The organism is Anaerobacillus sp. QJM3NY_17, assembly GCF_056173665.1.
Genome location: NZ_CM149685.1, coordinates 1,930,120 through 1,956,685 on the forward strand (window position 1 = coordinate 1,930,120; position 26,566 = coordinate 1,956,685).

Here is a 26,566-nt window from a genome sequence, read left to right on the forward strand (position 1 = left end):
ATTTAAAGGCTCTGTTAATTGAGCTAACAGAGCCTTTCATTAAGAGGAGATTTGCTTTTTCTCGATATAATCGAAGTACCGCTTCAGTGTCAAATCTGCCTTTAACCCAAACTGCATGCGAAGCTGATCAACTGAAAGATCGTTTTCAATGGCTTTAATGACGCACGTTCGTCGCATATGCTGTGCGGATACGCCCTTACGAAGTCCGGCTCTCTGTACTTCAAGGCGAATCATTTTCTGAACGGCGATTTCCGTTAACCGTTTAGGACGATCGACTTCATAACTCCAGCGGTACGTTTGTCGCTGAAAGTCAAATGAGACGAAGAGTGGATCATCGCTATGTAGCCTCGGTCTCACAGGCGCTGGAATCGTGTGATAGTAATCGAATAAAATTTTCTTATGCTCCGGAGTAAGGTTGACGGTTCTTTTTCCTGAAGCGGAAGTGACAAAGAGCTCATTTTGCTCAAAAGAGATGTCTTTCATCGATAGCGCACATAGCTCTTGAAGCGTGAGACCATAGTTTAGAAAAAGGCGTGCAATGATTAAGTTGCGGTCGATCAGGAATTCACGTGCTCTAAGCTGATTGTCTGTTAAATCAGTGAGAGATACAATCGTATCAAGGAGCTTTTGTGATTCTTCCTCCTGAAGAAAGTCGGTCTCGATATAGCCTGCGTCACCATTCGTTGGCAGGACGACTTCTTTCATAGGATTGGTCTTAGTTCGATTTAATGACATATAATAGCGATATACTTGATTCAATACAGTCATGATTCTTTTTAACGTTCGTTCGGAATAGTGGCGTTCCAGATGCAGGTAGCGAATGTATTCCTGTAGCTGTTCCGTCGTCAAATTGCGAAAGTTTTCGAAATCTACCTTGCGATGAATGGTGCGATACCAGACGGTGAAATCGACAAGGTCATAGCGATAGCGCTTTAGCGTAGACGCCTTGCGTCCTTTCCGTTCGAGTGACTGAAGATACTCTTCCAAGAAGTCTGGAAGTGGCTGATTGAAAAGCTCCATTCGATAATCACCTCTCATTTTGTTCCATTATAACAAAATCTTTGAACATTCTGTTTTACAAAGGGTTACATGTTTTTGGGATTATTGGAAATACTATTGATAACCAAATCGAAAAGGAGCGGTTAGACATGGCCTTTTTTTCAAAACAGCAGCAAGAGCCTATTCCAGAAGTAGATACAGACGTCTGGTCTTGTTCGGGTGGGGATTGTGCTGGCTGGATGCGAGCTGATTACTCGTTCTCTGATACACCAGCATGTCCGTTATGTGGCGCTGAAATGATGAGTGAAATTCGAAACCTCCCAGAAATCAAATGACAATGGAGGCAGCACATGAATAAAATTGTCGAGAAAATCATGGATAAAGCAGAGCAGATTGTTAGTGTGACGAAAGCGGCAGGAAAAGGAAAACACGTTGCTTCCATGCAGCGCTTTTATGAAGTCTTTACTGATCTTCCGGAAGTGCAGAAGAAGGAGATCACTTATTTACGAAGTCGTTTTGTTTTATATACGCTAAGTGAAGGCGATATATTCATGAAGATGCTCGAACGCTCAGATCGCCACGTGCTTGAAATCGATGTCGTGGAGAACGGTGAAGTCCTTACACACTATAGATCCTATGACGCGAAGAAGGGCGAACCGAAAATTAATATACCTGAATCCTTTGTTGAACGGATCGGGATTAGTTAAACACTCGAAAAGAGTGTTTTTCTTTTGGGCGTTTGTCACGGATTTGGGCTCAGTGCGTATACTATCGTGTGAGATTAAAGCGAGGTGAGCATCGTGCAGCAATCCGTAACGCAGCGTAAAGGTCAAATAAATATCGTCCTCCGTCAATCGGAAGTTCTTCAGGAGACGGCGGATGCCGCGCTTAGTAAAGCAACGAAAAAGCATATGCCGCTTGAACGGATTCAACAGGAGATGGAACAGTTAATCGGGTTAAAGGAAATGAAGTATTTATTAAAAGAAGTCTACGCGTGGCTCTATGTAAACAAGTGTAGAGAGGAAAACGGGTTAAAACAAAATACGCAGGCCCTTCACATGATGTTCAAAGGAAACCCGGGGACTGGGAAAACAACGGTGGCCCGCCTGTTAGGAACGCTTTTCCTTGAGATGAACGTTCTTTCAAAGGGGCACCTGATCGAAGTAGAGCGAGCGGATCTTGTCGGAGAATATATTGGCCATACCGCACAAAAAACGAGAGAGCTTGTCAAAAAAGCAAAAGGTGGCATTCTTTTTATTGATGAAGCGTATTCGCTTGCCCGTGGGGGCGAAAAGGACTTTGGTAAAGAAGCGATTGATACGCTTGTGAAGGCGATGGAAGATCATCATAAAGATTTTATCCTCATTCTTGCTGGCTATTCAGATGAAATGGAGCACTTCCTTTCGCTAAACCCAGGGCTTCCGTCTCGTTTTCCACTTGTGATTGATTTTCCGGATTATTCAAATGAACAGCTTCTTGAGATCGCAAAGAAGATGGCGGCAGAAAGGCAGTATCGGTTCTCAAGAGAGACAGAGTGGAAATTAAAGCAGAGCTTTATAAAAAAGCGTGAGCGGGAAACAAATGCGTTTAGCAACGGTCGGTTTGTTCGAAATATCATTGAAAAAGCGATTCGAAAACAGGCGGTTCGTTTGCTACAAGCAGACGTCATTGATCGATCGGCACTTGAGCTTCTTTTACCAGAAGACATCCCTATAGAAGATTAAATGCGCATCTGGTATGATGAGAACAGACTGATTGATAAAGGCAGGGAACGTACATTTGAATAAAGAAAGAATTGAAGCAGCTGAACCAGCGATTCTAATCGGGATTCAGCTTCAAAACCAAACAGATGAACAGTTTGCATATACGATGGATGAACTGGCGGCATTAACTAAAACCGCAGGCGGTGTCGTGGAAGGCACGCTCTCACAAAAGCGGGAGCGCATTCATTCGGCGACCTTTATAGGGAAAGGGAAAGTCGAGGAGCTAGCTTCCCTAATTGAAGAAAAAGAAGCAACAATCGTTATTTTCAATAGTGAGCTCTCACCAAGTCAGCTTCGGAATTTATCAGAAGCGTTGGATGCACGTGTGATTGATCGAACACAGCTCATCTTAGATATTTTCGCACAGCGAGCGAGATCACGAGAAGGTATGCTTCAGGTTGAGCTCGCTCAGCTTCAATACATGCTGCCGCGCCTTGCAGGACAGGGAACGTCCTTATCAAGGCTTGGAGGCGGTATCGGGACAAGAGGTCCAGGTGAAACGAAGCTTGAGACAGATCGTCGTTACATCCGGAACCGCATCACGGATCTGAAGCGTCAGCTCGACAATACAGTTAAACACCGTGATCAGTACCGTGCGCGACGAAAGCGCAATGAAACGCTACAAGTGGCGCTAGTTGGATATACGAACGCAGGGAAATCGACCATTTTCAATCGCCTAACAAATGCCGATTCATATGAAGAGGACAAGCTTTTCGCAACGCTTGATCCGATGACGAGGCAATTGAAGCTTCCGAATGGTTACAACGTCCTTCTAACAGACACGGTAGGATTTATTCAGGATCTTCCGACAACGCTTGTTGCTTCGTTTAAATCAACGCTTGAAGAAGCAACAGAAGCGGATTTGATTCTTCACGTCATTGATGCCTCGCATCCTGACAGGGAGCGTCATGAAGAAATCGTGTTAAAGCTATTAAAGGATCTGAAAGCATCTCACATTCCAGTGCTCACTGTATTTAATAAAATTGATCGCGCGGATCCGTCTGTTCAAAGCAGCGTCAATGAGCAAATTCTCATCTCAGCTCTGAAGCAAGCTGATTTGAAGCGATTGAACGACCGTTTGCAGAGCGAAGTCTTAAAGCAAATGGAATACTTCTCGATTTCGATTAACGCCGATCAAGGTGACAAACTAGCTTACTTGCAGCGAAACACCGTTTTAATCGAACGAGAGTGGGATGAAGAGAAGGATCATTACAGATGTAAGGGATATGCCCCAGCCCATTTATACGAACGTATCATTAACGAGTGGAACAACGATTAGGAGTAGAAGACTATGTTTATGAATTTTACACATCAAGAAGAACTAAAATCGCTATCGCAGAAAGCGGAAGAGAAAATCCAGCCAGCATTAAAAGAAATCGATGAGCGCGTTGAAGCGAACCAATACCGCGTTCTCGAGGCCTTTCACAAAAATCGTATTAGCGACTTTCATTTTACTCCATCTACAGGCTACGGCTATGACGATGATGGTAGAGATACGCTTGAAAAGCTTTATGCCGATGTTTTCGGAGGAGAAGCGGGGCTCGTTCGCCCGCAAATCGTCTCTGGTACGCATGCGATTTCAACTGCCTTATTTGGCATACTGCGACCAAACGATGAGCTTCTCTATATAACAGGTGCACCGTACGATACGTTAGAAGAAATCGTTGGCACACGTGGAGAAGGTAATGGTTCATTGAAAGACTTTCACATTGGCTATCAAGCGATTCCATTATTGGATGAAGCAGTGGATTTTGAAGCTGTTCGAAATGCGATCACAGCCCAAACAAAAATGATTGGCATTCAGCGCTCGAAAGGCTATGCGAACCGACCATCGTTTACGATCTCTGAAATCGAAGAGATGATTGATTTTGTAAAATCAATCAAGGAAGACGTCATCGTTTTCGTTGATAACTGCTACGGCGAGTTCGTGGAAGAGCAGGAGCCTTGTCACATTGGGGCAGATCTCATTGCAGGATCATTAATTAAAAACCCTGGCGCAGGTATCGTCAAAACCGGTGGTTACCTTGTAGGGAGAGAAGACTTGATTGAGCTGTGCGGCTATCGCTTAACGTCCCCTGGGATCGGGAGAGAAGTTGGCGCTTCGCTTTATTCTCTTCAAGAAATGTACCAGGGGATTTTCCTTGCTCCGCACACGGTTGGACAAGCGGTAAAAGGGGCTGTGTATAGCTCAGCCCTACTTGAAGAAGCTGGATTTAATACAACGCCACACTGGAACAGCAAACGAACGGACCTCATTCAATCGGTTCAGTTTGATGATAGAGAGCGAATGATCGCATTCTGTCAGGCGATTCAGGCGGCTTCTCCGGTGAATGCGCACGTTCGTCCGGAACCCGCTTATATGCCAGGATATGAGGATGACGTGATTATGGCAGCGGGTACGTTTATTCAAGGGGCTAGTCTTGAATTGTCAGCTGACGGACCACTCAGAGCTCCGTACGTTGCGTACGTTCAAGGTGGGCTCACCTTTGAACATGTGAAAATTAGCGTGCTTCGTGCCGTAGATGATTTATTGAATAAAGGTTTGATTACTGTCTCATAGGGTATTTAGGTAGGGATTTATTCCCTGCCTTTTTTTGTTCTAAAAAGCATGTGAGATTACCTCACGCACTTTAACACGATAACGTGAATGTTCGTGTATGATGAGTGTAAGTGAAGAAGGGAGTGGCAATTTCGAATGTTAATGCGATTCTGAATTTTTGGATTGCTTCGAAATGTACTCATTTGACGAGTCGAGCATAATGAAAGCACACATAAACTCGTACAGGTATTCTAGCGGATTCACTAAAATCTTTTTATTTCTTAAGGAGGATTCATTTTACATGTCGAACAAATTTACAGCAGACGATATTAAGAAAATGGCGCAGGACGAGAACGTTAAGTTCATTCGCTTGCAGTTTACTGACCTACTAGGAATTATTAAGAACGTTGAAATTCCGGTTGATCAGCTTGAGAAAGCTCTTGATAATAAAATGATGTTTGACGGTTCTTCAATCGAAGGCTTTGTACGTATTGAAGAGTCTGATATGTATCTTTACCCGGATCTAGATTCATGGGTAGTCTTCCCATGGTCATCTGAAAAAGGAAGAGTAGCTCGTCTTATTTGTGACATCTACAGCCCGGATGGTACGCCATTCGAAGGGGATCCTCGTTCAGTTCTAAAACGCGTTCTAAAAGAAATGGAAGAGCTTGGTTTCTCTGACTTCAACATTGGACCAGAGCCAGAATTCTTCCTATTCAAAATGGACGAAAACGGTGAACCAACGCTTGAACTAAACGACAAAGGCGGATACTTCGACCTTGCGCCAACAGACCTTGGTGAAAACTGCCGTCGTGATATCGTTCTTGAGCTTGAAGACATGGGCTTTGAAATTGAAGCATCTCACCATGAAGTAGCTCCTGGACAGCACGAAATTGATTTTAAATACGCAGATGCACTAACAACGTGTGACAACATCCAGACGTTCAAGCTAGCGGTTAAAACGATCGCTCGTCAGCACGGCCTTCACGCAACGTTCATGCCGAAGCCACTATTCGGTGTTAACGGATCGGGTATGCATGCCAACATGTCCCTCTTTAAAGACGGAGTAAATGCATTCTACGAGCCGAAAGATGAGCTTGGCCTAAGCGAAACAGCACGTCAATTTATCGCTGGAACTATGAAGCACGCTGAAGCGTTCACAGCAATCACGAACCCGACGATCAACTCTTACAAGCGTCTAGTTCCTGGATACGAAGCTCCTTGCTACGTAGCATGGTCTCTTCGTAACCGTAGCCCGCTTATCCGTGTTCCTGCTTCCCGCGGAATCAGCACACGTATCGAAGTACGTAGCGTAGATCCATCTGCGAACCCGTACCTTGCAATGGCAGCACTACTTGCAGCTGGACTTGACGGCATCAAGAACAAAATGACGCCACCAGCTCCAACAGAGCGCAACATCTACGTGATGGATAAGCAAGAACGCGTTGAAGAAGGCATCACAGACCTTCCAGCAACACTACACGATGCGCTTGAACTTCTTAAGAAAGACGAAGTGATGATGAAAGCACTAGGCGAGCACGCAGCCGAGCACTTCATCGAAGCAAAAGAGATCGAATGGGATATGTTCCGTACGCAAGTACACCCTTGGGAACGCGAACAGTATATGACGACTTACTAAAAGATAGAGTGAGAGAACCCCCTTAACACGGTTGTGTTGAGGGGGTTTTTGGTGTGTATATTCATGGAGAAGGTTTCTACTTATGTTGGTAATGAAATGTACAAATTAGGAATGGGTAGGCTTCTAAACAAGCAAACAATGCAATTCGAAATAAAGTATATAATGACTCAAAATAGAGGGATTTAGTTAATAATTGAGCTGATTGTAAATGAAAGCAAATAATGATGTGTGGGATGTAACCAAAATCCTTCTAACACTTTAATGGGAAATATAATGTAAGTTTTGAATTGAAAAGGAGAGAAGAGGAATTGAAGAAAGATTTGCAACCTTTTATATTGAATACCGTTCCTAAAAGCGGCACCCATTTATTGAAACAATTATTACTTGGAATGAATCCCAATGTGATAACAAATAACCCTAAGCATGTTTTATACGGTGCCCCCAATTTTAACAAAAGTGAAGATATTGATCGATTAAATCATATGAATGACAATCAATTCATCCATGGTCATTTTTACTTTTTGCCCTCTTGGAAAGAAATATTTGATAGAAATGATCTTAAGCAAATTTTTTTAGTTAGGGATTTGAGAGACGTGGTCGTATCGTATGGTTATTTTATTGATAAATTACCAAACCATGCCCTTTATCAATACTTCCAAGAAAATGAAATATCCATGAAAGATCGTTGCCTTACATTAATTGAGGGAATCAATGATACCGATCGAAATTTAGTTTATCCTTCTATAGACACTTGGTTTAGAAGTTTTCAACCATGGATGGAGCAGGAAAATGTGCTCACTGTAAAATATGAAGATCTTCATATATCAAATTCAGCATGCGTTGAAACCTTGGAAAAAATCATTACTTTTCTTTGGGGGGATGGAGTGACTCCAATAAATAAAGAAACGATGATAAAACAAATGATCAATAATATAAACACTAAAACTTCTCCTACTTTTAGAAAAGGGCAATCAGGGGGATGGTTGACAGAGTTTAATGGACCATGTAAAAAAGCATTTAAAGAGAGAGCTGGACAGCTTCTCATCGATTTAGGATATGAAAAAAAATTTGATTGGTAGAAAGTAAGGAATGATTCATTCGCTTCTTAAGAAATCTATCGGTTTTAAATATGTTTAAGGATTAGATATAAATGGAAGCGACGTACCTTTTTGAATTGATTAGGGTATGCCGCTTTTTATTTTCAATGTATTATTTCAGATAGTTTTACGAGATTAAATCATTGGACGATCCTACTATTGACGTTATGAAAATAGTAGATTATTTGAAATTCATTCCAAATAATTCCTGTGCAATTGTTTTTCTCTAACTAGCTCATAAGTCCGATACCCACCATCAAGATTAACCGCTTCAAACCCATTCTCCAGAAGAATACGTGTCGCAATATATCCCCGTAACCCAACCTGACAATGCACATAAATCGCTTCATCCTGCGGCAGTTCATGAAGCTTACTCCGTAATTCATCCACTGGAAGATTAATAGCTCCTTTAATAAATCCATTCTTGAATTCTGATGGAGTTCGTACGTCAATAAGTGTACCGCCGTTTTCCACGATCGTATCAATCTCATGCCACTGAACGGTTTCAATCATACCTTCAACGATGTTACTTGCTACATATCCCGCCATATTCACCGGATCTTTCGCTGAAGAGTAAGGAGGGGCGTAGGCGAGTTCTAAGTCAGGGAGATCGAGAACGGTTAGGCCTCCTTTAATCGCGGTGGCGATGACATCGATTCGCTTATCTACGCCATCTTTGCCGACTGCTTGTGCGCCGAAGATCTTTCCTGTTTTTTTATCGAAAATGAGCTTTAAGGCAATAGGGAAGGCGTTTGGGTAATATCCGGCGTGAGAACCTGGATGAACGTGCACAACTTCATAAGCAATGCCAAGGCTTTTTAAGGTTTTCTCATTATTACCTGTCGTAGCAACGGTGTAGTCAAACACTTTGGCAATGGATGTTCCGAGTGTCCCTTTATAAGGTGTTTTTTTGCCGTAAATGTTATCAGCTACGAGTCTTCCCTGTCTGTTTGCTGGCCATGCTAAAGGAATCATGGTTGGTTCCTTATTAATGTAACACTTTACTTCAATGGCATCACCAATTGCATAGATGGAAGGATCACTCGTTTGGAGGTATTCGTTTACTTGAATCCCGCCTCGTTTTCCTACAGATAAACCGGCATGGACAGCTAGTTCATTTTCTGGGCGGACGCCGATTGACAAAATGATCAGGTCCGTAGCGATTTCTTTTCCGCTTAAGCTGAGCACTTTCGTTCCATTGCTTTCGAACGCCTTTACTCCGTCATTTAAAATCAAATTAATGCCTTTATTCCTAAGGTGCTGGTGAACGATTGCGGCCATTTCATAATCGAGTGGTGGCATAATTTGATTCGCCATTTCAATTAGCGTGACGTTCATGCCAAGGTCGCTCAAGTTTTCAGCCATTTCAACCCCGATAAAGCCACCGCCTATAACAACAGCTTGTGATGGTTTCTCTTCATCAACATATGATTTGATCCGATCGGTATCAGGAATATTTCGAAGAGTAAAGAGTGCCTTTGCTTCATTGAGCCCAGGGATCGGTGGCACAATCGGACGTGCTCCTGGTGAAAGAATTAGTTGATCATACGTTTCTTCGTAAGTTTGACCGGATTTTAAATCGTGCACAAAGATGGATTTTTTTGCACGATCAATTCGTGTAACTTCGCTTAATGTACGAATATCAAAGTTATACCTTGCTGTCATGCCTTCTGGTGTTTGGACGAGTAGTTTCTTGCGGTCTTCAATCGTTCCACCTATATAGTAAGGGAGCCCACAGTTGGCGTAAGAAATATACTCACCTTTATCAAACATAACAATTTCTGCGGTTTCATCTAATCTCCTTAAACGAGCTGCCGCTGTTGAGCCACCAGCTACGCCACCAACAATGGCAATTTTCTTACTCATATGATCGTCTCCTTTTTAATTACCTATAGGGGTATTTGTCTCTTTTATTATATTTCATTATTGTAGGGAAGAATGTGATGGTTCTCACATTTAATTGAATGATGACACATCTAGTAACACTGGAAATGCTTTTTGTAAAAGTTATCATCCAGGCTTAATCACAGTGAAACCTCGTGATCGAACTTTTCTGTTAGACTAGGTGAATCGGCTCGAAGAAGTGTGACAATCACACGGCATATAGGTTGCTAGTAGTTACATATCTTAAATTTTTATTTATCTATCAAGTTGCTAAACTTCAGCTAGAATCGGTAGGAGGAATTTACATGAACAAATCTAGATTAACCGCACGAAAATATATTGCTTCATCTACTTTGGTGGCCGCGATGGTCTTTTCTCCAGTCTTAAGTGAAGGAGCATTTGCTAAGGTCGATTCAAATGACGTGAAGCAAAGTGATTCAGTTAATTCATCAATCAATGTTCTGAGCGGGGATCGTGGCGAGGCTGTTACGGCACTACAAACAGAACTGGAATCTCTCGGTTATTATCCATATAACTTGGATGGTATTTATGGTCAGATCACAGAAGATGCCGTTGAAGAATTTCAAGAAGACGAGGGACTTACTGTAGACGGTATAGCTGGACCTGAGGTTATGGGTGCACTATCCTCAAGTGAATCCGAAGCGACTGAAACGTCAGATGACGCTCCTACTGAGTCCGTTTCCGAATCCGAAGTGGTTTCCATTGCGGAAAGCTTAATTGGAACACCATATGTATGGGGCGGCACAACTCCAGACGGGTTTGACAGCAGTGGGTTCATCCAATATGTGTTTAACGAAGCTGGAGTCGACTTATCAAGAACGGAACGTGATATGTGGAAATATGACGGGACAGAAGTAGAGTCTCCAGCGATCGGGGATGTTGTCTTTTTTGAAGGCACTTATGATGTAGAAGGAGCTTCACATAGCGGAATCTATATCGGCGACAACCAAATTATCCACGCAGGTAGCGGCGGAGTGGAAGTCACTGATCTTAGCTACGACTTTTGGCAAGACCATTATTTAGGCGTTAAGTCATTCAAATAACCATCATATAAGGCCAGCGTGATTTCTAAATAATCGCGTGGCTAGTTCAAGAGGGATGCTAATCATTTCATAAGATGATTAGCATCTTTTTTTCGCGGTTCATTGAGCGCTGCATTAAATCTTCTCATTCATTTACAATCGTCATCTGTATGGATATCATTGATATTGAGAAAAGATATCTTGTGTTATGAAAGTGAGATTCAATCATGTCAAAACATCACGCACTACAAAACATCTATCAAAGAAAGTTAGCGGTAAGCGTTGCTTATATTGTGTTATTGTCACTGCTTGCTTCAAAGCTGTTTTACCCGGAAATGTCATATTTTAATGGTGTGAACCATCTGTTCCTTGAAATATTTTTAGCTATTTACATTTATGGCATTTGGGCTTCGTTGTTAAGTGACGTCTTAGCCTCGATTCTATCGGATCGAACTAGAATACGAGAGGTGTATGGATCAGCGTTCTTTCATATCGGGGCTGGAGCACTCTTTGGCCTTGGGGCCATGGCTATCGCTTTTTCGTTTTTCTTATTGGATCGCTTTTTCATGAAATACATAAAAGTAAATTGGACGATCCCTTTCATATGTTTTGGAATTCTAGTTCTCATTTTTATTCTAAACTTGAATAACTATTTTCCGTCTTAGTTAAAAGATCAGTAGAATAATCATAAAACAACTATGGAGGTTAGTTATGGACTACATACAGCACCTACGTTCTATGGTAGGTCATGAGAAAGTCATTATGGTCGTAGCGGGGGCGATGGTTTTTGATGATGAGAATCGATTGCTGTTACAGCTTCGCACTGATAGCGAGTCATGGGGACTGCCAGGTGGATTTATGGATTTGAATGAATCGGTTCAGGAAACGGCAAGACGAGAAGTATTTGAAGAGGCGGGTCTTGTGCTGAAAGACATGTCGCTGTTTGGGATCTATTCAGGCCCCGATAAAGAAAAAACGTTTGGTAATGGCGATCAGGTGTCTCCGGTTCAAATTCTATTCCGATGTCATGATTTTGAAGGTAAGCTACGAGGAAGTGACGAGTCGTTCGAGACAGCATTCTTTTCACTAGGTGATCTTCCGGAAAACCTCTTCAGTGAGCACAGACTTATGATTAATGATCTTGTAAGTGATAAGGATCAGCCTATCATTGGGTAATAGAAATGATTCAAGTAAGGCAACATATTAGAGGTTAAATGTGAGATAGTAAGAGAGATTCGCCGTCTTTTTATTATTTGATATAGTGATCTTCCAACAAATCACTTCAATGAGTATATAGGAGGGAATTCAATGCCAAAGCGGAAAGTATCCGTATACATCGCAACTAGCGTTGACGGCTACGTTGCAACGGAAGATGACTCACTCGACTGGCTTTTTAAAGTTGATCCAGAAGGTGACGCGGGTTATGGGGAGTTCATGAAAGATGTTGACACACTCATCATGGGGCGACGTACATATGACTGGATAATGGAACAAGAGAACGGGGTTAACCCGTATGAGGGAAAAGCTTCCTATGTGTATACGACTCAATCACGAGAAAACACAGACGATGTTACATTTACATCGGAAGACCCTTCTTCATTATTGAGTAGATTAAATGAGCAGGGTGGAGGGACAGTCTGGCTGATCGGTGGCAGTGTATTGTTTCATGAGTTTCTTGAGAAGAATTTGATTGATGAATTCATTATCTCGCTTGCACCAGCGTTAATTGGTAAAGGAATTCCACTATTTCAACACAGTGAGATCAAGCATGACCTGGAGTTAACCGATGTGCGCCAGTATGGTCAGTTTGCACAGCTTCATTACTTAGTTAAAAAAGGATAATGTAAGATATTGAAAAAGCCGTTCAATCAAATTGTCCAAAAATGGTTTGGGCACATTGATGAACCGCTTTTTTTTATGCGATTTTGATAAGGAAATGCTTGAAGGACGCAGTTTGTTGGTAAAAATATGGTATTGTTTAATAGTAGATGAATGGGATTATGAAAGTGGTTAGAAAAAAGTTATTGGAGGGTTTTTTTGTATTTACTATTATCGATCTTTTTAGCCTCTATTTTAGGATTCATTTTGATGATGACTGTGCCACTAGTAGGTGGAATTGTAGCGTTTGGCATCGTTGCTGGTTGCCTTTTCCGTGGACTGTATCTCCTTCATGACATCCATCACAGAGTTTCTAAGATTACCCCAGAAAGAGATAAAGTGAAAGAAGCTTATCAAAAGTACCTAAATGAGCGTGAAAGCTCTTCCTCTTAAAGAAATTGATGAGTGCACAGCTTTAAGTATTGGGCAAGTAGGATAAAGATTAGAAATGGAAGATAAGGTAAAATTACATTGTATTTCATCTAAGAATATTGAAGAATGGAGTAGTGGTAGTTTGGATAATGGACCTTCTTTGTTGATCTTTTTGATGACAATCATATTGTTGGGCATCACTGTAGGATCTTTCGTATTATTTATAAGACGGCTGCTGATTAATTCAAAAGTTAATCATAAGCGAACGAAAAATGTTGAAGACAAGCTCGATAGAATTATCGAGTTGCTAGAAGAAAAGAAACGATGAAAGAGTTAAAATATGACCTTATGAAGAAGTGGAAGCTTGAGTAAATCTGATTGTGGCGTGTATGCGCGCAGTCTTTTTTCTATTTCTGTTAACGGTAATCGAAAAGGAAAGAGAAATTCCTAGTTCCTTCAAATAAACAAGAAAAACAGTCCCGCTATTTAGTTAAAGAACGATGCATTAGAAAGGCGTGATTTCTTTGACTCATTTACGAAAAGTGAATTTATTGTTGGCATTCGTAGCAATAGGAATGGCTTTTACTCATTTTTTTATTTTGCCTAACGCGATTTCTAGTCAAGTCTTTATCTCATTTTTGTTTGTCATGTTTCTGCTGTTTGGAATCGAAAAAATAAGAGAAGAAGAACAAAATAAAAAAATAGCCAATACATACATTGTTACAGCGGTTATACTTTTCATTCTGTTAATGACTGATTTATTATAAAAAATATAAACTAATGGAAACGACTACGACTCAGCACACACATTATTTAGCAAATTAGTAAACTATAATTAAATTATGTAAACTAGAAGGGGTGATTATATGCCGGACTGGTCCTATCATGTCATGTTTAAACCTTTTCTATCAAAATGGAGTCCCGAAGCTTCAAGAGAGTTTATTCATCAATCCATGAATCGTATCGCTTCACTTCCAGGTGGACAGCATCTCATTCATTTTTTAGGAAGAGAAGAGGTAGCGGATGAGCTGATGGTTAAGATCGAAGACATTACTTTTCCAGGCTGTGTGGGGCTATCAGGCAAAATTGATCCCAGACTCTCTGGTTTAAAAGGATTTAGTCATTTAGGGTTTGGCTGTATTGAAATTGGTCCGATTACGAAGGAGCCATTTGAAGAATACACGAAACCAACGAGGCTACAAAATAGAAGTATTGCTTTTTCTGAACACAGAGAGAGAGCGGGGCTTGCAAAGACGATTCAACGATTAGATCAAGCCAAGTTGGTTCAGCCCGCTATGTTCCAGTTAAGCGGTACAAACGTTGAGTTAATTGAGATTGCTAGAGCTTTAAAACCTTATAACGGTGTTTATGAAATTGATTATAACGAAATCGATTTTACTCATATGGAAGTGCTGAGGTCCATTCGAGAATGGAAAAGCATTTATGTTCGAGTGCCAGGTAATCAAATTGAAAAGGCTGACTTGGATTCTATTTCTCCATACATAACGGGTGTTGTGATTGATGAAGTGCAAGGTTTGGATACGTTGGCAAACCTTGCGATACATAAGGAAGCGATTGCCTATTGTCAAAAAGAATATCCTTCATTACGATTGGTGACCGTGGGTGGAGTGAAGGAACCTGATGATGCTCTACAGCCAGTGAATCACGGTGCTGATTTGTTGTTCCTATCTGGTGAATATGTCGAAGCTGGGCCAGGGTTGCCTAAGAGAATTTATGAAGCGATGAACGACAGCGTTTTACAAGAAGAAAGTCGTGGATGGAAAGACTACTTTTTGTTTGGATTATTCATCATGATCGGTGGCATGATTGCTTTAATGTTAAGTCTTACTTCGATCGTTTTACCATATGATGAAAGGTTTATGCAGCTAACTCGTGAGGAGCTGTTTCTCTTTAATGAACGACTCTTATGGTTTATGGCACATGACCGAATGACGTTAGCAGGAACGATGATTTCTGGTGGGATTGTTTATATGACGTTGTCTTATAACGGAGTTAAGTACGGTTTGCTGTGGGCGAAGCAGGCGATTGATATTGCGGCAATTATCGGTTTTCTAGGCATCTTGCTTTTCATTGGCTATGGATACTTCGACTGGTTACACTTGCTGTTTTGGATTGTGTTATTACCCTTTTACTTTAGAGGATACGTGAAAACGAAAGGCATTAAGAAAACGCCAAAATCACGCAACCGTCGGAATGACCTGGCATGGCGTAAAGGCGTTATTGGGCAATTTTGTTTTGTTATGCTTGGCTTTTCATTTGTTCTGGGTGGAGTGATTATTGCAGGAATTGGTGTGACAGGGGTTTTTGTGCCAACGGATTTACAATACATCTGCATGCCAGCGGATCTCATTCAGTCCTTCAATGATCGATTGATCTCAGTCATCGCCCATGACCGTGCTGGATTCGGAGGAGCGATGATTAGCGTTGGATTGTTAGTGCTAATGTCTGCTCTTTGGGGCTTCCAATCGGGGAATGCCTGGCTATGGTGGATGTTTCTTATAGGAGGATTGCCTGCATTTGTAGCAGGAATTTATGTACACAATATGATTGGCTATACGACGTTTATTCACTTGCTACCGGCCTATATCGCTCTTGCACTATACTTTGGAGGCTTGTATTTTTCAAAACGTTACTTGATGGGGAAGTATTCATCTTGAAGAATAAGAAAAGGTTTTGCAATTGTTTAATGCGGATTTAATTTTAATAAAAGCTGAAGTTGACTTTAAGGTACTTCAGCTTTTTTATATGAATAATTCTTTTATTTCATCCTAAAGTTGTAGAAAAGTTCATTCATTATTCCACTGCTATGACGCTGAAGAAATTTTAAAATATTAGTATATAACAAATATCTATTTGTATTATTGAGATCATAAATTGGAGGGAACGACGATGAAATTTCAAGATTTTAACGCAGTGCAAGTTCGAATAGCTAGGCCGACCGATCAATTGAATAAGATTATTCAGTTTTATGAACATGGATTAGGCTTGCAGCGAGTGGCTGAATTTACTGGACATGCAGGATATACGGGAGTGGTATATGGATTACCTCATCTATCTTATCAGCTAGAGTTCACGTCACATGAAGAAGGTAGCCCTTGCCCTGCTCCTACTGCTGATAACTTGATCGTTTTCTATATTCCAAATGGAGAAGAGCTGAAGAGCGTAGCAAAAAGACTTAATGAAATGGGGCATAGGGAAGTAGAACCTGAAAATGTGTATTGGAAAGAGAAAGGGATAACGATTGAAGATCCTGATGGCTGGAGAGTTGTACTAATGAATACAGAAGGGATTTAAACTTAATAGATACGTAACTTTTATACTTGTAGTTGGAATTGAGTGTGGAATAATATGTTAAAATCAACGGTAAGGATAAAAAGGATTTATTATTTTGAAACTGCTCACACCAATATTACGTAAAGCGTCACCACGTTGAAAAGGAGGAGGGGACAAATGACACCTGTTCTCTTAACAATTATCACGGTTATAGCCTTAATTGTAGCTACATTTATCGTTTTTCGTAAAAGAAAAGCGGCTGATTTGACCGGTATAAAGAGTGCTTTAACGCCAGTGTTTCTCTTTCTTATTGCGATCGTGAACCTTTTAGCTTACTGGTTTGATTTCATGGGAATGATTAACTGGGTTGCGATGATGGTTTTTCTCTTACTCGGTGCTTATTTCACTAAGTACTCCTTGAAAACCGAAAACAAGGCTTAATCTGTTGTTTTGACTGAAAGAGTGTAAACGATGGTTGTTCGGATTGCGTTGTTAGCGGCGATGATGCTTTCGATACTTTTTTATATCTACCGTCACGCACTCTTCATTAGGCCAAAAACATTAAACTGGCTCAGTCCTTGTAGGAATTTTGGGCGTTGCATGAATTGATTCATGATCGGTAAAGTTCTACTATGATTGATTTAGCGGGGGGAGAACATGATGGAAGTTAAAATACATAGACTTCAAAAAAGTGATGCGGAATCATTGTTTCACTTTGAAGTCGCAAACAGAATTTATTTCAATAAGATGGTCCCAGATCGTGGAGAGGATTATTATAAATTTGAGACGTTTAACGACAAGCTCGTACAATTAGTAACAGAACAATCTCTGGGTTTATCGACCTTTTATCTTATAAAAGATGAAAATGGCACGATCTTAGGAAGAATTAATTTAGTAGATTTCAATCCCTCCAATAATACCGTCGAGCTTGGTTATAGAATTGGTGAAGATAATACCGGCAATGGAATAGCGACAAAAGCGATCAAGCTTTTATTAGAAAAGACAACCAATCTCGAAGTCATTCAATGCATTATAGCTAGAACAACTCAAGATAATGTCGCCTCACAGAAAGTACTTGCGAAAAATGGTTTTACATATACCTATACGAATCAAGATGAAGTCTTATTGAACGGCAAGTTTGTATCGTTGCTTCATTACATATGGAAAAGGGAAGCCCGTTGATCATTGTGATTAGCGGGCCTTTATTATTATCCAGCTTGCTTTTGAGCAAGCTCTTGATCAATTAAGAGAAGAGCGGATGTATTATCACCTGCTAACTTTAATCTCTCTACGATCGTAAGCGCTTGTGCTTCTTCATCAATTTGTTCTCGTAAGAATTCCTGTCCAATAACTGCTGTTTGCGGGTTGATTTTTTTAATAAAGTTATAGGCCTGATGGTAGGAATTAGTGATATTCTGTTCGTGCTCCAATACTTGTTGGAACGTTTGAAGTGGAGTTCAAAAATTGGTCGATTGCTCAGGGAGAGCGCCTAATTCTACTACACCATCTTTTCCTGCTAAGCTTAAGCAAATGGGTACGTTCTTCGTCTGACTGAATTCGTAACCAACTAGCCATACCTGTGTAATTTTTTCGATCTATATACGCTAACATTGTCAACTACAACGTTGTAGAAATGCGTTCGATTTGAATCAATCTGTTTAACAGGGCTTGAACTTCCTTTTATACTATTGCATCTACCTCGTCATCTTCATATAACTCACTGTATTAAGTAGTTGTTTGTCTCGTTACAGCATAAAAAGTTTAAGAGAAACAGCCTCTTGTTTGAATTCGTATGAACGAGTTCAAAGGTGTTTTTTGCTTTTTTCATAAGAGTAAGCCGTCTCATTCGCCGTTTCATCATGTTCATGATCTTCATATATTAACGTAGGATTAGTTGATGCTAAGAAAACTGCGTCTATATTTACAATAGAGATCGTCTATCGAAATTAAAGAAAAGTGAAATACCTCTGATAGCTAGCAATAACATAATGTAGTAGTGACGGATTTAGGCATCGACGTAGGGAAGTGTAATTTACAATGAATTGTCGAACTAGACGAGCATGCACACCCTGTCCTAACGCGATGCATACAATAGATAAGAAATATTAAACAAATGGTAACTTGAAGAAGTTGAAGAATTCAGCTTCTCATGCTTCGAGTTTACTACATTGTTAGAAAGGATAACTGATTATGGCTTTTATAAATCGATTTGCAACAAATAACTGTGGTGCCATAACATTTACAGGAAATACACTCGGGCTTAGTGGAATTAGTAATATACCAAACACCGCAGGAACAGATGGTACAATCGGTGCATTTATTACGCTTGATAGTGGTTCAACTGTCGATGCCTTTCCACCACCAACAATCGTCGGATCAGCAGGCACAACGACAATCTATACTGAGAATGAATCTCAAGCTGTTCTCGTCTTACCTGTCGGAAGTACAGTGCTCTATGCTGAATTGATTTGGGGAGGACTGTATTTAGGTGGTGGAGAAGACCTTTCGGGGTTAATAGATGATGATATTTTATTTTCTACTCCGATTATCGGTGATACCCCGATTACACCTGATCCTATCACAGCAAATGAATTTAACGGTTTTTATATGCGTTCAGCAGATGTGACCACCCTAGTACAGTCTGCGGGAGCAGGAACTTATAGTGCAGGAAGTGTGCCAGCGATTGTCGATGCTCCAGGGTTTGTTAACCATGCGGGGTGGACTCTTGCAGTTGTCTATGCAAATACAGCTTTGAATAACCGTAATATGAACCTTTATGTTGGTGCAGATGGACAAGTAAGTAACGGTAACCCGATTGACGTCCCGATAGCGGGTTTTTTAACTCCACCTAGTGGTGACGTAGAAGCAAGAGTGCTCTTGAGTGCACAAGAGGGTGACGCGAATATTACTGGGGACCAGGCAGAATTTGGGGTAGATGCATTTACGCTAACGAATCTGTCAGGGCCACGTAATCCAGCATTAAATTTCTTTGGTTCACAGATAACGGACGATTCAGGAAACATTGATATTAGTGGTTCTTATGGAGACCGCAATCATATACCAGGTACTCCAGGTACAAACATATTTGCTGGAAGACAGGGATGGGACATCAGTAATGTGGATGCGACCAACTATTTACCTAACAACCAGGCCTCTGCGTTATTTCGATTTAGTTCCACAGGTGATCTTTATATGCCGAATGCGCTAGGCGTCCAGATTGACTTTGGGGAAGCAGATTTAGAATTGGATAAAGAAGTGAGTAAAACAATCTCCTACGCTGGAGACGTTTTAACATACACCGTTACAATAACAAACGATGGCGTGGTAGAAGCTGACAATGCTTTTTTTGAGGATCTTCTTTCTGATGGTTCAGAGTTTATTCCAGATACGGTGAAGATAGACGGCATTACCCAACCAGGTTTTGACCCGGCGGTGGGCTTCCCATTAGATCCAATTCCGGCGGGAGATTCCCGTGTAATTACCTATAAGATACGTGTTGGTAGTAAGTGCTTTATTATTAATGAAGCAACTCTTACGTATAGCTGCGGTAAAGTAGCAACTAGTAATTCAGTGATTACAACAGCTTGTCAGCGGTGTTGCGGGGATGACGGTGGGTGTTGCTGTTAATGAAAGGGTGCTGTATTCATGCTCAGCATCCTTTTTTACGTTCGCTAAAATTATAGAGATTTACTACCCTATCGGTGATTGTAAACAAACTGATTGCTAGATAGAAATATTTTTGAGAAACAGAATGAATAAAAGATGGCATTATTCTAAATTTTTTGAAATAATTGGTATTAATTAGCTTTCTATATATTTATGAATAAGGAAAAGGTGGGGGTATCGTATGTTTAGTTTAAAAGTGAATGAAGAGGTCTCCTTAAAGTTACTTCAAATGGAAGATGCGCAAGAGCTATTTGAATTGGTTGACCATTCAAGAGATTATTTAAGGGAGTGGCTTCCCTGGGTGGACAATATGAAAGAAAAAGAGGATTATATGCCAGTGATTGAAATGTGGCTAAAACAGTTTTCTTCACATGATGGATTTCAAGCAGGTATTGTGTACAATGAAAGATTAGCAGGCGTGGTAGGATTCCATGGCATCGATTGGTCTAACAAGAAAACGAGTATTGGCTATTGGCTATCAGATAAGTTCCAGGGTAAGGGGATTATGACAGCTGCCGTTAATGAACTAATTGTCCAGGCATTTGAAGTATACAAATTGAACCGAATTGAAATACAGTGCGGGATAGAGAATAAAAAAAGTCAGGGAATTCCGAGACGTCTTGGTTTTAAACCCGATGGAATCATAAAAGACGCTGAATATTTGTACGATCACTTTCATGACACCATCCTGTACAGTCTTCTCGCGAAAGAATGGAATGAATATCGTGAGAGTTAATAAACGCACAGAATTTAAATTGACTATAGCGTATAGGGGTATGAATGAGGTGTATTAATGGGAAAGTTGTATTTTTATAGCGATCAAGTAAATGAAACACCCGGCAACCGTAGATTAGATGGATTACTGTTTAGTGGTGGAAACAAAAAGATTAGCTACATACCTTCAACGGAGGATAAAGAAAAGCATTATTTTGGAGCTAAAGTGAATTATTATCGAAACTATGGAATCGAGAATATCATGTTTTTCGATTTATACAGTGAATTTGAACCTATGAAAATAGATGAATTATTGAGTTCAGATATAATCCATCTCTCAGCAGGTAATCCGCTAGAATTTAGTAAGGCTCTCAATCATCGGCATATGGATCATGTTCTTTTAGATTTCTATAATCGCGGAGGAATTCTTGTTGGGGTGAGCGGAGGAGCGGTTCAACTCGGTAGATCTACAAAGCTATTTCAGATGTATACAGAAAAAACTAGCGAGGCGGTGCACCAAACTATGGGTCTTGTCGATTTCGAGTTTTTACCTCACTACAATCGCTGGAGTTCAGATTATAAGAGTAAAGTTTGGGAGTACGCTAAGAGAACAGGAACAACTGTTTATGCAGCTAATGACGGCGATGGAATTATTTTTGAAGAGGGTAAACTACAAATGATTGGTGATATAGTAGTGATGAATAGTGAGTTGTAATGGCACTATCTCAGTGAGATATGGTACATCACTACAATTGCTTGTTTTATAGGAGGACTAAAAATGGATGTATTTGAAGAATATCTAGCAAAGATAGAGAACCTGCAGCACCGAGAGCGAACGGAACAAATTTTGACCTGGGTACAAAATGAATTTCCAAACCTGGTGCCGAAAATTGCCTGGAATCAGCCAATGTTTACAGATCACGGAACATTTATTATTGCCTTTAGCGTAGCAAAACATCATTTGGCTGTTGCCCCTGAAAAGACTGGAATTGTTCATTTTTCTGAAGAAATGAAACTTGCTGGCTATGATCACACTAAACAACTAATGCGTATTCCGTGGGGTAGTTCAGTTGAATTTTCATTACTTAAAAAAATGATCGAATTCAATATTCATGATAAGGCAGACTGTTCAACTTTCTGGCGCAAGTGAATAAATAGACGGGACAGGCTTCTATTTGGACCAACCGCTTGGTAGTCGCTATGTGAGATTAACGTTTAAAACTAAATGAGGTTCATATATGGTCAACGGGAACCCTTCTATTTATTTTTGCCCATATTGGCATCATTATGTGACTCATCGGGATAGCGGCTTCTGTTATGAAATTACAGGTAAGTGAAAAAATACACGTGTATAAATTAAGTAATAATAAATTACGGCGTAGGGCAAGTTCCATCAGCGAGCTTGCTCCTTTTTAGTACAAATTAATTCAGTCTGGAAAAATCGAAAAAGGCTAGAAATGCAGTTCATTAAATGATAGGTAAGCTTATCTATATGTCGAAAGATGCAGAGAAAACGTCACGGTTTTCTTTAACATAAGTATGTTATCCATACATGATCCACTTCGAATGATTCATTTTTGATCAGAATACTTGTAATAGTTTGAAAAATACAACCTCATATCTCTAAAATAGAAGATAGTTCAACTAGAAGAGGAGGAAAAAAGACATATGAAATCCAGGAAATGGAAATATGGAATTGCGCTTTTTATTGTAGGGATATTAACTTTCGGTTTCTTACCGTTAACTGGAAGTGCCAAAGGTGATTGCTTTAACACTGATGCGGCGCTAACACCAGAGGAGCAGCGAATGGAAGACGGTGCCCCAATCCCACAGCAAATTATGGATAAGGCGGAGTTTACAGTTTTTGCGGATGAATTTAAGGAGGATTTGTGCAAAGCGAAAAGTGTAAAAAAAGCAGAGAAAGTGATCGAAAAGCATGGTGAGAAGCTGTGGGAGACGGCTGTTGCTCGAGCTCAGGGAGAACGAAATGATTTAGGGGAACTAGATCGTTATGATGATCGCCCGCTTTATTGGACTCGATTACATATGACTGCTGCCCTCAGGCAATGGGAACCTTCATATACAGTAACGGAGAAAAAGCAAGAAGAACTGATGAAGAAACTAGAGTACACGTCAAGGGGAATTACTTCTATTGATTTTCCAAAAGGGAAGAAAGTTAAGCGTATTTTAGTAAGCGGATTTGATCCATACCGTTTAGAACAGGAATTTAGGAGATCAAACCCTTCTGGCGCTGCAGCGCTTCAGATGGATGGGAAAGTCGTTTTGACGGAAGAAGGTCCAGCTTTTATTCAAGCAGCGAATTTTCCGGTACGATGGGATGATTTTGATGAAGGAATCGTTGAAGATACTTTTGGACCTTACCTGGTTAATAGTAAAGAGCAGGTGGATCTCATGATGACAATCAGTCAAGGTGGTCCAAAAGCTATGACCATCGAAGGGTTTGCCGGGAGATGGCGCACAGGGGTTGGAAACACTCTTGAAGATCGCTCAGAAGTTATTCCGACAGTGAGCAATTGGCCGATGCCTGAAAAACTGCCGGAATTTATTGAAACAACGCTTCCTTACAAGGAAATGATTGCAGCCAATACTGGACCATGGCCGGTAGAAAGAGGCGATGAAGTATGCGAATGGCTCGCACCAGAATATCGTGATAAACCGTATGAGTGCTATGAAGGGGGTCCGACTGAAGGATCAAAAGCTCGTAAAGGAGGAGGCGGAAGCTACTTATCGAATGAAAGTCAGTACCGATCCAATCGCGTGCGAATTGGGATAGGAGCTTATGATATTCCGGGTGGACACCTTCACGTAGCCGCTCAGGAGTACTATCCTGAAGATCCTTCCGTTTATATCACTGATGAGTTCCAAAAGTTCCGTCAGGCGACAGTAGATCAAACAGTTGAATTAGTTATAGCGGCTTCAGAGGCTGCTGAAAAGTAACCGTTTAAGAATTATGTTAGAAGTATACAAAACCGCCCTTTATTTAAATGAAGGGCGGTTTTGTATAGCCTTTAAGAGTTAAAAGTAGGTAGGTGAGGTTGGTTGTAATGTAAAGCTACACCCCTATGCTCTTCAAACTGCGATCATTTACACAGACGGAGGGGTTAATAAATAAAAGAAGAGAAGAAGCTCGTATTGATATAGCCCAGAAAGCTTATATAACATAAAAAAAGAAGCGCACGCAGCGCTTCTAGTGAATGGAGCGAAAGACCCCAATTACTTTACCAAGAATAGAAACGGAATCAAGAATGATCGGTTCCATCGATGAGTTTTCCGGTTGAAGTCGGAAGTAGTTGCTTTCTTTAAAGAATCGTTTAACAGTTGCTTCAGCTTCATCTGTCATCGCGACAACAATATCACCGTTATTTGCAGTTGGTTGTTGCTTCACAATAACCATATCACCGTTATAAATACCAGCTTCGATCATACTATCCCCTTCAATCACTAGAATAAAGGTATGTTCTTCATCCTGTGCAAACTGTTCTGGAAGCGGGAAGTATTCTTCTACATTTTCAATGGCAGTGATGGGTTGACCAGCAGTTACTTTACCAATGACGGGAACGTTTACAGTATGTTGCCGAGGAATATCGATCGTTTCATCAAGACCAAGCACTTCGATGGCTCTTGGTTTTGTTGGGTCTCGTCTGATATACCCTTTTTTCTCGAGTCTTGCCAGGTGGCCATGGACAGTGGAGCTTGAAGCAAGTCCAACAGCTTCGCCAATTTCTCTTACGGAGGGTGGATAACCCTTTTGCTTAACTTCGACTTTAATAAAGTCCAGAATGTCCTGCTGACGCTTTGATAGTTTCATAATATCTGGCACCTCGTTCCAATCTATCTATTTGTTAGTAGTATACCAGAATTTTTGTTCGCATACAAACATAAGTTCGAAGAAATTAGTTGACACGAACAGAGGTTCTGATATACTAAAAACAGAACAAATATTCGCATATGGGGTGATTGGGATGAGAAAGCAAGCTGGGGGCTTGTCTGGAGTTGATTTTCTTGTCATTATATCTTTTGTAGCTGTGTTAATTATTGTGTTTCTATCTTTGCGAACAGCTGCAGCTGAGGAGTATGATCGTTATACAACGGTACAATTGGAGCAGGGAGATACTGTTTTAGAAATTGCGGAAGAATACCGTACTGCTCATGAGTTGTCTGATCGGAAGTTCGTCAGTTGGGTTGAAGAAGTGAATAGCATTGATGCAAACCGAATTACAGCAGGAGATACTCTCATCATCCCTGTTGAAGCGAACGCTACCGCACTTGGGGGTAAAGAATAAAGTATGAACGCCGTTATTTATTGTCGGGTAAGCACAAAGAAAGAAGCACAGGAGTCTTCTCTTGCCAGGCAAAAAGAAGAACTACAACGATTTGCATCACAGTCAGGTTTTATTATACAGCGCTTGATAGAAGAAAAGCACAGCGGGTATGACATTGATCGTGATGGCATACTTGAGGTGCTTGACTTATTGAAAGAGGGGCATGTTGAGGCATTGCTCATTCAAGATGAAACAAGACTTGGGAGAGGGAATGCAAAGATCGCTCTTCTACATGCCGTCCATAAATATGGAGGGACGATTTATACAGTGAATCAAAACGGAGAACTTCAATTGTCGGAATCTGATTCGATGGTTCTTGAGATCGTTAGTATCGTTGAAGAATTTCAGCGCAAGCTTCATAATCTGAAAATTAAACGTGGAATGGACAAGGCGGTTAAAGAAGGCTATCGACCACAGCGAAACCTCAGCCATCAAAATCAAGGTGGGCGTGAGCGGGTGGAAGTTCCAATCGAAGAAATTGTTAATCTACGAAACCGTGGTCTTACGTTTAATGAGATAGCTGCAACGCTTAAAGGATTTGGACATCACGCTTCGAAAGCAACGGTACATAGACGTTATCAGGAATATGTTGACGAGCAGAACGAGAAGCACTAAACTTGTCTATGTTCAAAACATGCGTTAGCATGTGAGATACAAGTTTCAGTAAAGGAGCTATTTTACATGCCTTTTGAAGATAAACTCCAAAGAATTAACGAGCTATCTCGTAAAGCAAAAGAGTCATCATTAACAGAAGATGAGAAAAAAGAACAGAAAAAGCTACGTAAGGAATATTTAGCAAATTTCCGTTCTTCTTTCAAAAACCAACTTCATTCTATAAAAGTTGTGGATGAAGAAGGCACAGATGTAACACCTGAAAAGCTTAAGGAAAGCAAGAAAAACCGTCGCTTTCTTCAGTAGAAAATAGCCTAATTTTGCGAAAAGCAAAATTAGGCTATTTTTATGGTTGCAATTTTTCAAATATTCGTTATACTGTACTATAACAAGATGTACTAATACAAAACGGAGAGGGCGGATATGATGTTTGTTGTAACTGATTCTGCAGCTGAGTTTTACAAAAATGAAATGGAACTTGGTAACGGTGATTGCCTGAGGTTATTCGTACGCTACGCAGGGAGTGGAGACAGCGGAGGTTTTTCTCTTGGGGTCATGTCTGATAAGCCTTCATATGATGATTATAAGCAAGAAATTGGAGGAGTTACGTACTTCGTTCGACCGGACGATCAATGGTTTGTTGATCGAATGAAGCTTGATTATGATGAGAGATCCGGCGGTGTTCTTTGTGACTTGCCGAGTATGGCATAGCATTCTAAAGAC

Annotated in this window: 30 protein-coding genes; 26 read left to right on the forward strand and 4 right to left on the reverse strand. The window is 40.6% G+C overall.

The features are described from left to right. Positions 1-39: 39 nt before the first annotated feature. Positions 40-1,020 carry a tyrosine-type recombinase/integrase gene (locus AC0VYV_RS10255; protein ID WP_226612891.1) on the reverse strand — a complete coding sequence of 327 codons (981 nt, stop codon included), beginning with the start codon at positions 1,018-1,020 and terminating at the stop codon, positions 40-42. Positions 1,021-1,148: 128 nt separating this feature from the next. Here AC0VYV_RS10255 and AC0VYV_RS10260 point away from each other — a divergent pair, with 128 nt between their 5' ends. The 7 genes from AC0VYV_RS10260 to AC0VYV_RS10290 all read left to right on the forward strand — a co-directional run bounded on the left by AC0VYV_RS10260 (position 1,149) and on the right by AC0VYV_RS10290 (position 8,019). After that, the gene (locus AC0VYV_RS10260) at positions 1,149-1,334 is read left to right on the forward strand and encodes a cold-shock protein (RefSeq protein WP_475367298.1); all 186 of its coding nucleotides are present in this window, start codon (positions 1,149-1,151) and stop codon (positions 1,332-1,334) included. A 15-nt stretch (positions 1,335-1,349) separates the two neighbouring features. Beyond that, positions 1,350-1,706, forward strand: a complete 357-nt coding sequence (locus tag AC0VYV_RS10265; protein WP_226612892.1) for a hypothetical protein — start codon at positions 1,350-1,352, stop codon at positions 1,704-1,706. Between the two features lie 90 nt (positions 1,707-1,796). Beyond that, positions 1,797-2,723 carry a stage V sporulation protein K gene (spoVK, locus tag AC0VYV_RS10270; RefSeq protein WP_475374886.1) on the forward strand — a complete coding sequence of 309 codons (927 nt, stop codon included), beginning with the start codon at positions 1,797-1,799 and terminating at the stop codon, positions 2,721-2,723. Between the two features lie 55 nt (positions 2,724-2,778). Further along, positions 2,779-4,041, forward strand: coding sequence for a GTPase HflX (gene hflX / locus AC0VYV_RS10275; protein ID WP_242057377.1), 1,263 nt, complete (start codon positions 2,779-2,781; stop codon positions 4,039-4,041). Between the two features lie 12 nt (positions 4,042-4,053). Next, positions 4,054-5,322 (forward strand): methionine gamma-lyase family protein, encoded by a 1,269-nt coding sequence (locus tag AC0VYV_RS10280; protein WP_475367299.1) that lies wholly within the window; start codon positions 4,054-4,056, stop codon positions 5,320-5,322. Positions 5,323-5,602: 280 nt separating this feature from the next. After that, positions 5,603-6,940 (forward strand): type I glutamate--ammonia ligase, encoded by a 1,338-nt coding sequence (gene glnA / locus AC0VYV_RS10285; RefSeq protein WP_194221477.1) that lies wholly within the window; start codon positions 5,603-5,605, stop codon positions 6,938-6,940. Between the two features lie 308 nt (positions 6,941-7,248). After that, entirely contained in the window at positions 7,249-8,019 is a 771-nt protein-coding gene (locus AC0VYV_RS10290) for a sulfotransferase domain-containing protein (RefSeq protein ID WP_475367300.1), read from the forward strand. 210 nt (positions 8,020-8,229) lie between these two features. Here AC0VYV_RS10290 and AC0VYV_RS10295 read toward each other — a convergent pair whose 3' ends face one another. Continuing rightward, complete coding sequence (locus AC0VYV_RS10295) at positions 8,230-9,903, reverse strand: CoA-disulfide reductase (protein ID WP_475374792.1); 1,674 nt, start codon at positions 9,901-9,903, stop codon at positions 8,230-8,232. A 323-nt stretch (positions 9,904-10,226) separates the two neighbouring features. Between AC0VYV_RS10295 and AC0VYV_RS10300 the strand changes: the two genes are divergently transcribed. From AC0VYV_RS10300 to AC0VYV_RS10345, 10 genes are all read left to right on the forward strand, one after another. Continuing rightward, the gene (locus AC0VYV_RS10300) at positions 10,227-10,985 is read left to right on the forward strand and encodes a C40 family peptidase (RefSeq protein ID WP_475374793.1); all 759 of its coding nucleotides are present in this window, start codon (positions 10,227-10,229) and stop codon (positions 10,983-10,985) included. A 206-nt stretch (positions 10,986-11,191) separates the two neighbouring features. Then, complete coding sequence (locus AC0VYV_RS10305) at positions 11,192-11,629, forward strand: hypothetical protein (protein WP_475374794.1); 438 nt, start codon at positions 11,192-11,194, stop codon at positions 11,627-11,629. A gap of 46 nt (positions 11,630-11,675) precedes the next feature. Further along, positions 11,676-12,140, forward strand: a complete 465-nt coding sequence (locus AC0VYV_RS10310) for an NUDIX hydrolase (protein WP_475374795.1) — start codon at positions 11,676-11,678, stop codon at positions 12,138-12,140. Positions 12,141-12,272: 132 nt separating this feature from the next. Then, positions 12,273-12,806: a dihydrofolate reductase family protein gene (locus AC0VYV_RS10315; RefSeq protein WP_475374796.1), complete on the forward strand. Its 534-nt coding sequence runs from the start codon at positions 12,273-12,275 to the stop codon at positions 12,804-12,806. 195 nt (positions 12,807-13,001) lie between these two features. Beyond that, positions 13,002-13,235: a hypothetical protein gene (locus AC0VYV_RS10320; RefSeq protein WP_475374797.1), complete on the forward strand. Its 234-nt coding sequence runs from the start codon at positions 13,002-13,004 to the stop codon at positions 13,233-13,235. Positions 13,236-13,290: 55 nt separating this feature from the next. Next, positions 13,291-13,542, forward strand: coding sequence for a DUF4083 domain-containing protein (locus tag AC0VYV_RS10325; RefSeq protein ID WP_475374798.1), 252 nt, complete (start codon positions 13,291-13,293; stop codon positions 13,540-13,542). 538 nt (positions 13,543-14,080) lie between these two features. Next, positions 14,081-15,892, forward strand: a complete 1,812-nt coding sequence (locus AC0VYV_RS10330) for a dihydroorotate dehydrogenase (RefSeq protein ID WP_475374799.1) — start codon at positions 14,081-14,083, stop codon at positions 15,890-15,892. Between the two features lie 232 nt (positions 15,893-16,124). Then, positions 16,125-16,529, forward strand: a complete 405-nt coding sequence (locus AC0VYV_RS10335) for a VOC family protein (protein ID WP_475367308.1) — start codon at positions 16,125-16,127, stop codon at positions 16,527-16,529. Between the two features lie 156 nt (positions 16,530-16,685). After that, entirely contained in the window at positions 16,686-16,949 is a 264-nt protein-coding gene (locus AC0VYV_RS10340; RefSeq protein ID WP_475367309.1) for a hypothetical protein, read from the forward strand. Positions 16,950-17,168: 219 nt separating this feature from the next. Further along, entirely contained in the window at positions 17,169-17,690 is a 522-nt protein-coding gene (locus AC0VYV_RS10345) for a GNAT family N-acetyltransferase (RefSeq protein ID WP_475373735.1), read from the forward strand. 26 nt (positions 17,691-17,716) lie between these two features. Here AC0VYV_RS10345 and AC0VYV_RS10350 read toward each other — a convergent pair whose 3' ends face one another. Beyond that, a complete protein-coding gene (locus AC0VYV_RS10350) occupies positions 17,717-17,938 on the reverse strand; it encodes a hypothetical protein (RefSeq protein ID WP_475373736.1) in 222 nt (73 codons plus the stop codon). Between the two features lie 760 nt (positions 17,939-18,698). Here AC0VYV_RS10350 and AC0VYV_RS10355 point away from each other — a divergent pair. The 5 genes from AC0VYV_RS10355 to AC0VYV_RS10375 all read left to right on the forward strand — a co-directional run bounded on the left by AC0VYV_RS10355 (position 18,699) and on the right by AC0VYV_RS10375 (position 23,846). Further along, positions 18,699-20,135 carry a DUF11 domain-containing protein gene (locus tag AC0VYV_RS10355; RefSeq protein ID WP_475368945.1) on the forward strand — a complete coding sequence of 479 codons (1,437 nt, stop codon included), beginning with the start codon at positions 18,699-18,701 and terminating at the stop codon, positions 20,133-20,135. Positions 20,136-20,355: 220 nt separating this feature from the next. Further along, positions 20,356-20,910, forward strand: coding sequence for a GNAT family N-acetyltransferase (locus tag AC0VYV_RS10360; protein WP_430242527.1), 555 nt, complete (start codon positions 20,356-20,358; stop codon positions 20,908-20,910). Between the two features lie 57 nt (positions 20,911-20,967). Beyond that, a complete protein-coding gene (locus AC0VYV_RS10365) occupies positions 20,968-21,603 on the forward strand; it encodes a Type 1 glutamine amidotransferase-like domain-containing protein (RefSeq protein WP_475367312.1) in 636 nt (211 codons plus the stop codon). 63 nt (positions 21,604-21,666) lie between these two features. Further along, a complete protein-coding gene (locus tag AC0VYV_RS10370; RefSeq protein ID WP_475373737.1) occupies positions 21,667-22,038 on the forward strand; it encodes an iron chaperone in 372 nt (123 codons plus the stop codon). Positions 22,039-22,556: 518 nt separating this feature from the next. Continuing rightward, complete coding sequence (locus AC0VYV_RS10375; protein ID WP_475374800.1) at positions 22,557-23,846, forward strand: hypothetical protein; 1,290 nt, start codon at positions 22,557-22,559, stop codon at positions 23,844-23,846. Positions 23,847-24,096: 250 nt separating this feature from the next. Here the strand turns inward: AC0VYV_RS10375 and lexA are convergent, their stop codons facing one another. After that, a complete protein-coding gene (gene lexA / locus AC0VYV_RS10380) occupies positions 24,097-24,720 on the reverse strand; it encodes a transcriptional repressor LexA (RefSeq protein WP_194222291.1) in 624 nt (207 codons plus the stop codon). Positions 24,721-24,871: 151 nt separating this feature from the next. Here lexA and yneA point away from each other — a divergent pair, with 151 nt between their 5' ends. From yneA to AC0VYV_RS10400, 4 genes are all read left to right on the forward strand, one after another. Beyond that, on the forward strand, positions 24,872-25,192 hold the full coding sequence (gene yneA, locus AC0VYV_RS10385) for a cell division suppressor protein YneA (protein ID WP_194221497.1): 321 nt from the start codon (positions 24,872-24,874) through the stop codon (positions 25,190-25,192). A gap of 3 nt (positions 25,193-25,195) precedes the next feature. Continuing rightward, positions 25,196-25,846 (forward strand): YneB family resolvase-like protein, encoded by a 651-nt coding sequence (locus AC0VYV_RS10390; RefSeq protein ID WP_475367315.1) that lies wholly within the window; start codon positions 25,196-25,198, stop codon positions 25,844-25,846. A 66-nt stretch (positions 25,847-25,912) separates the two neighbouring features. Further along, positions 25,913-26,149 (forward strand): DUF896 domain-containing protein, encoded by a 237-nt coding sequence (locus tag AC0VYV_RS10395; protein ID WP_194221499.1) that lies wholly within the window; start codon positions 25,913-25,915, stop codon positions 26,147-26,149. Positions 26,150-26,266: 117 nt separating this feature from the next. Then, positions 26,267-26,554, forward strand: a complete 288-nt coding sequence (locus AC0VYV_RS10400) for a HesB/YadR/YfhF family protein (protein ID WP_194221500.1) — start codon at positions 26,267-26,269, stop codon at positions 26,552-26,554. The last annotated feature ends 12 nt before the right edge of the window (positions 26,555-26,566 follow it).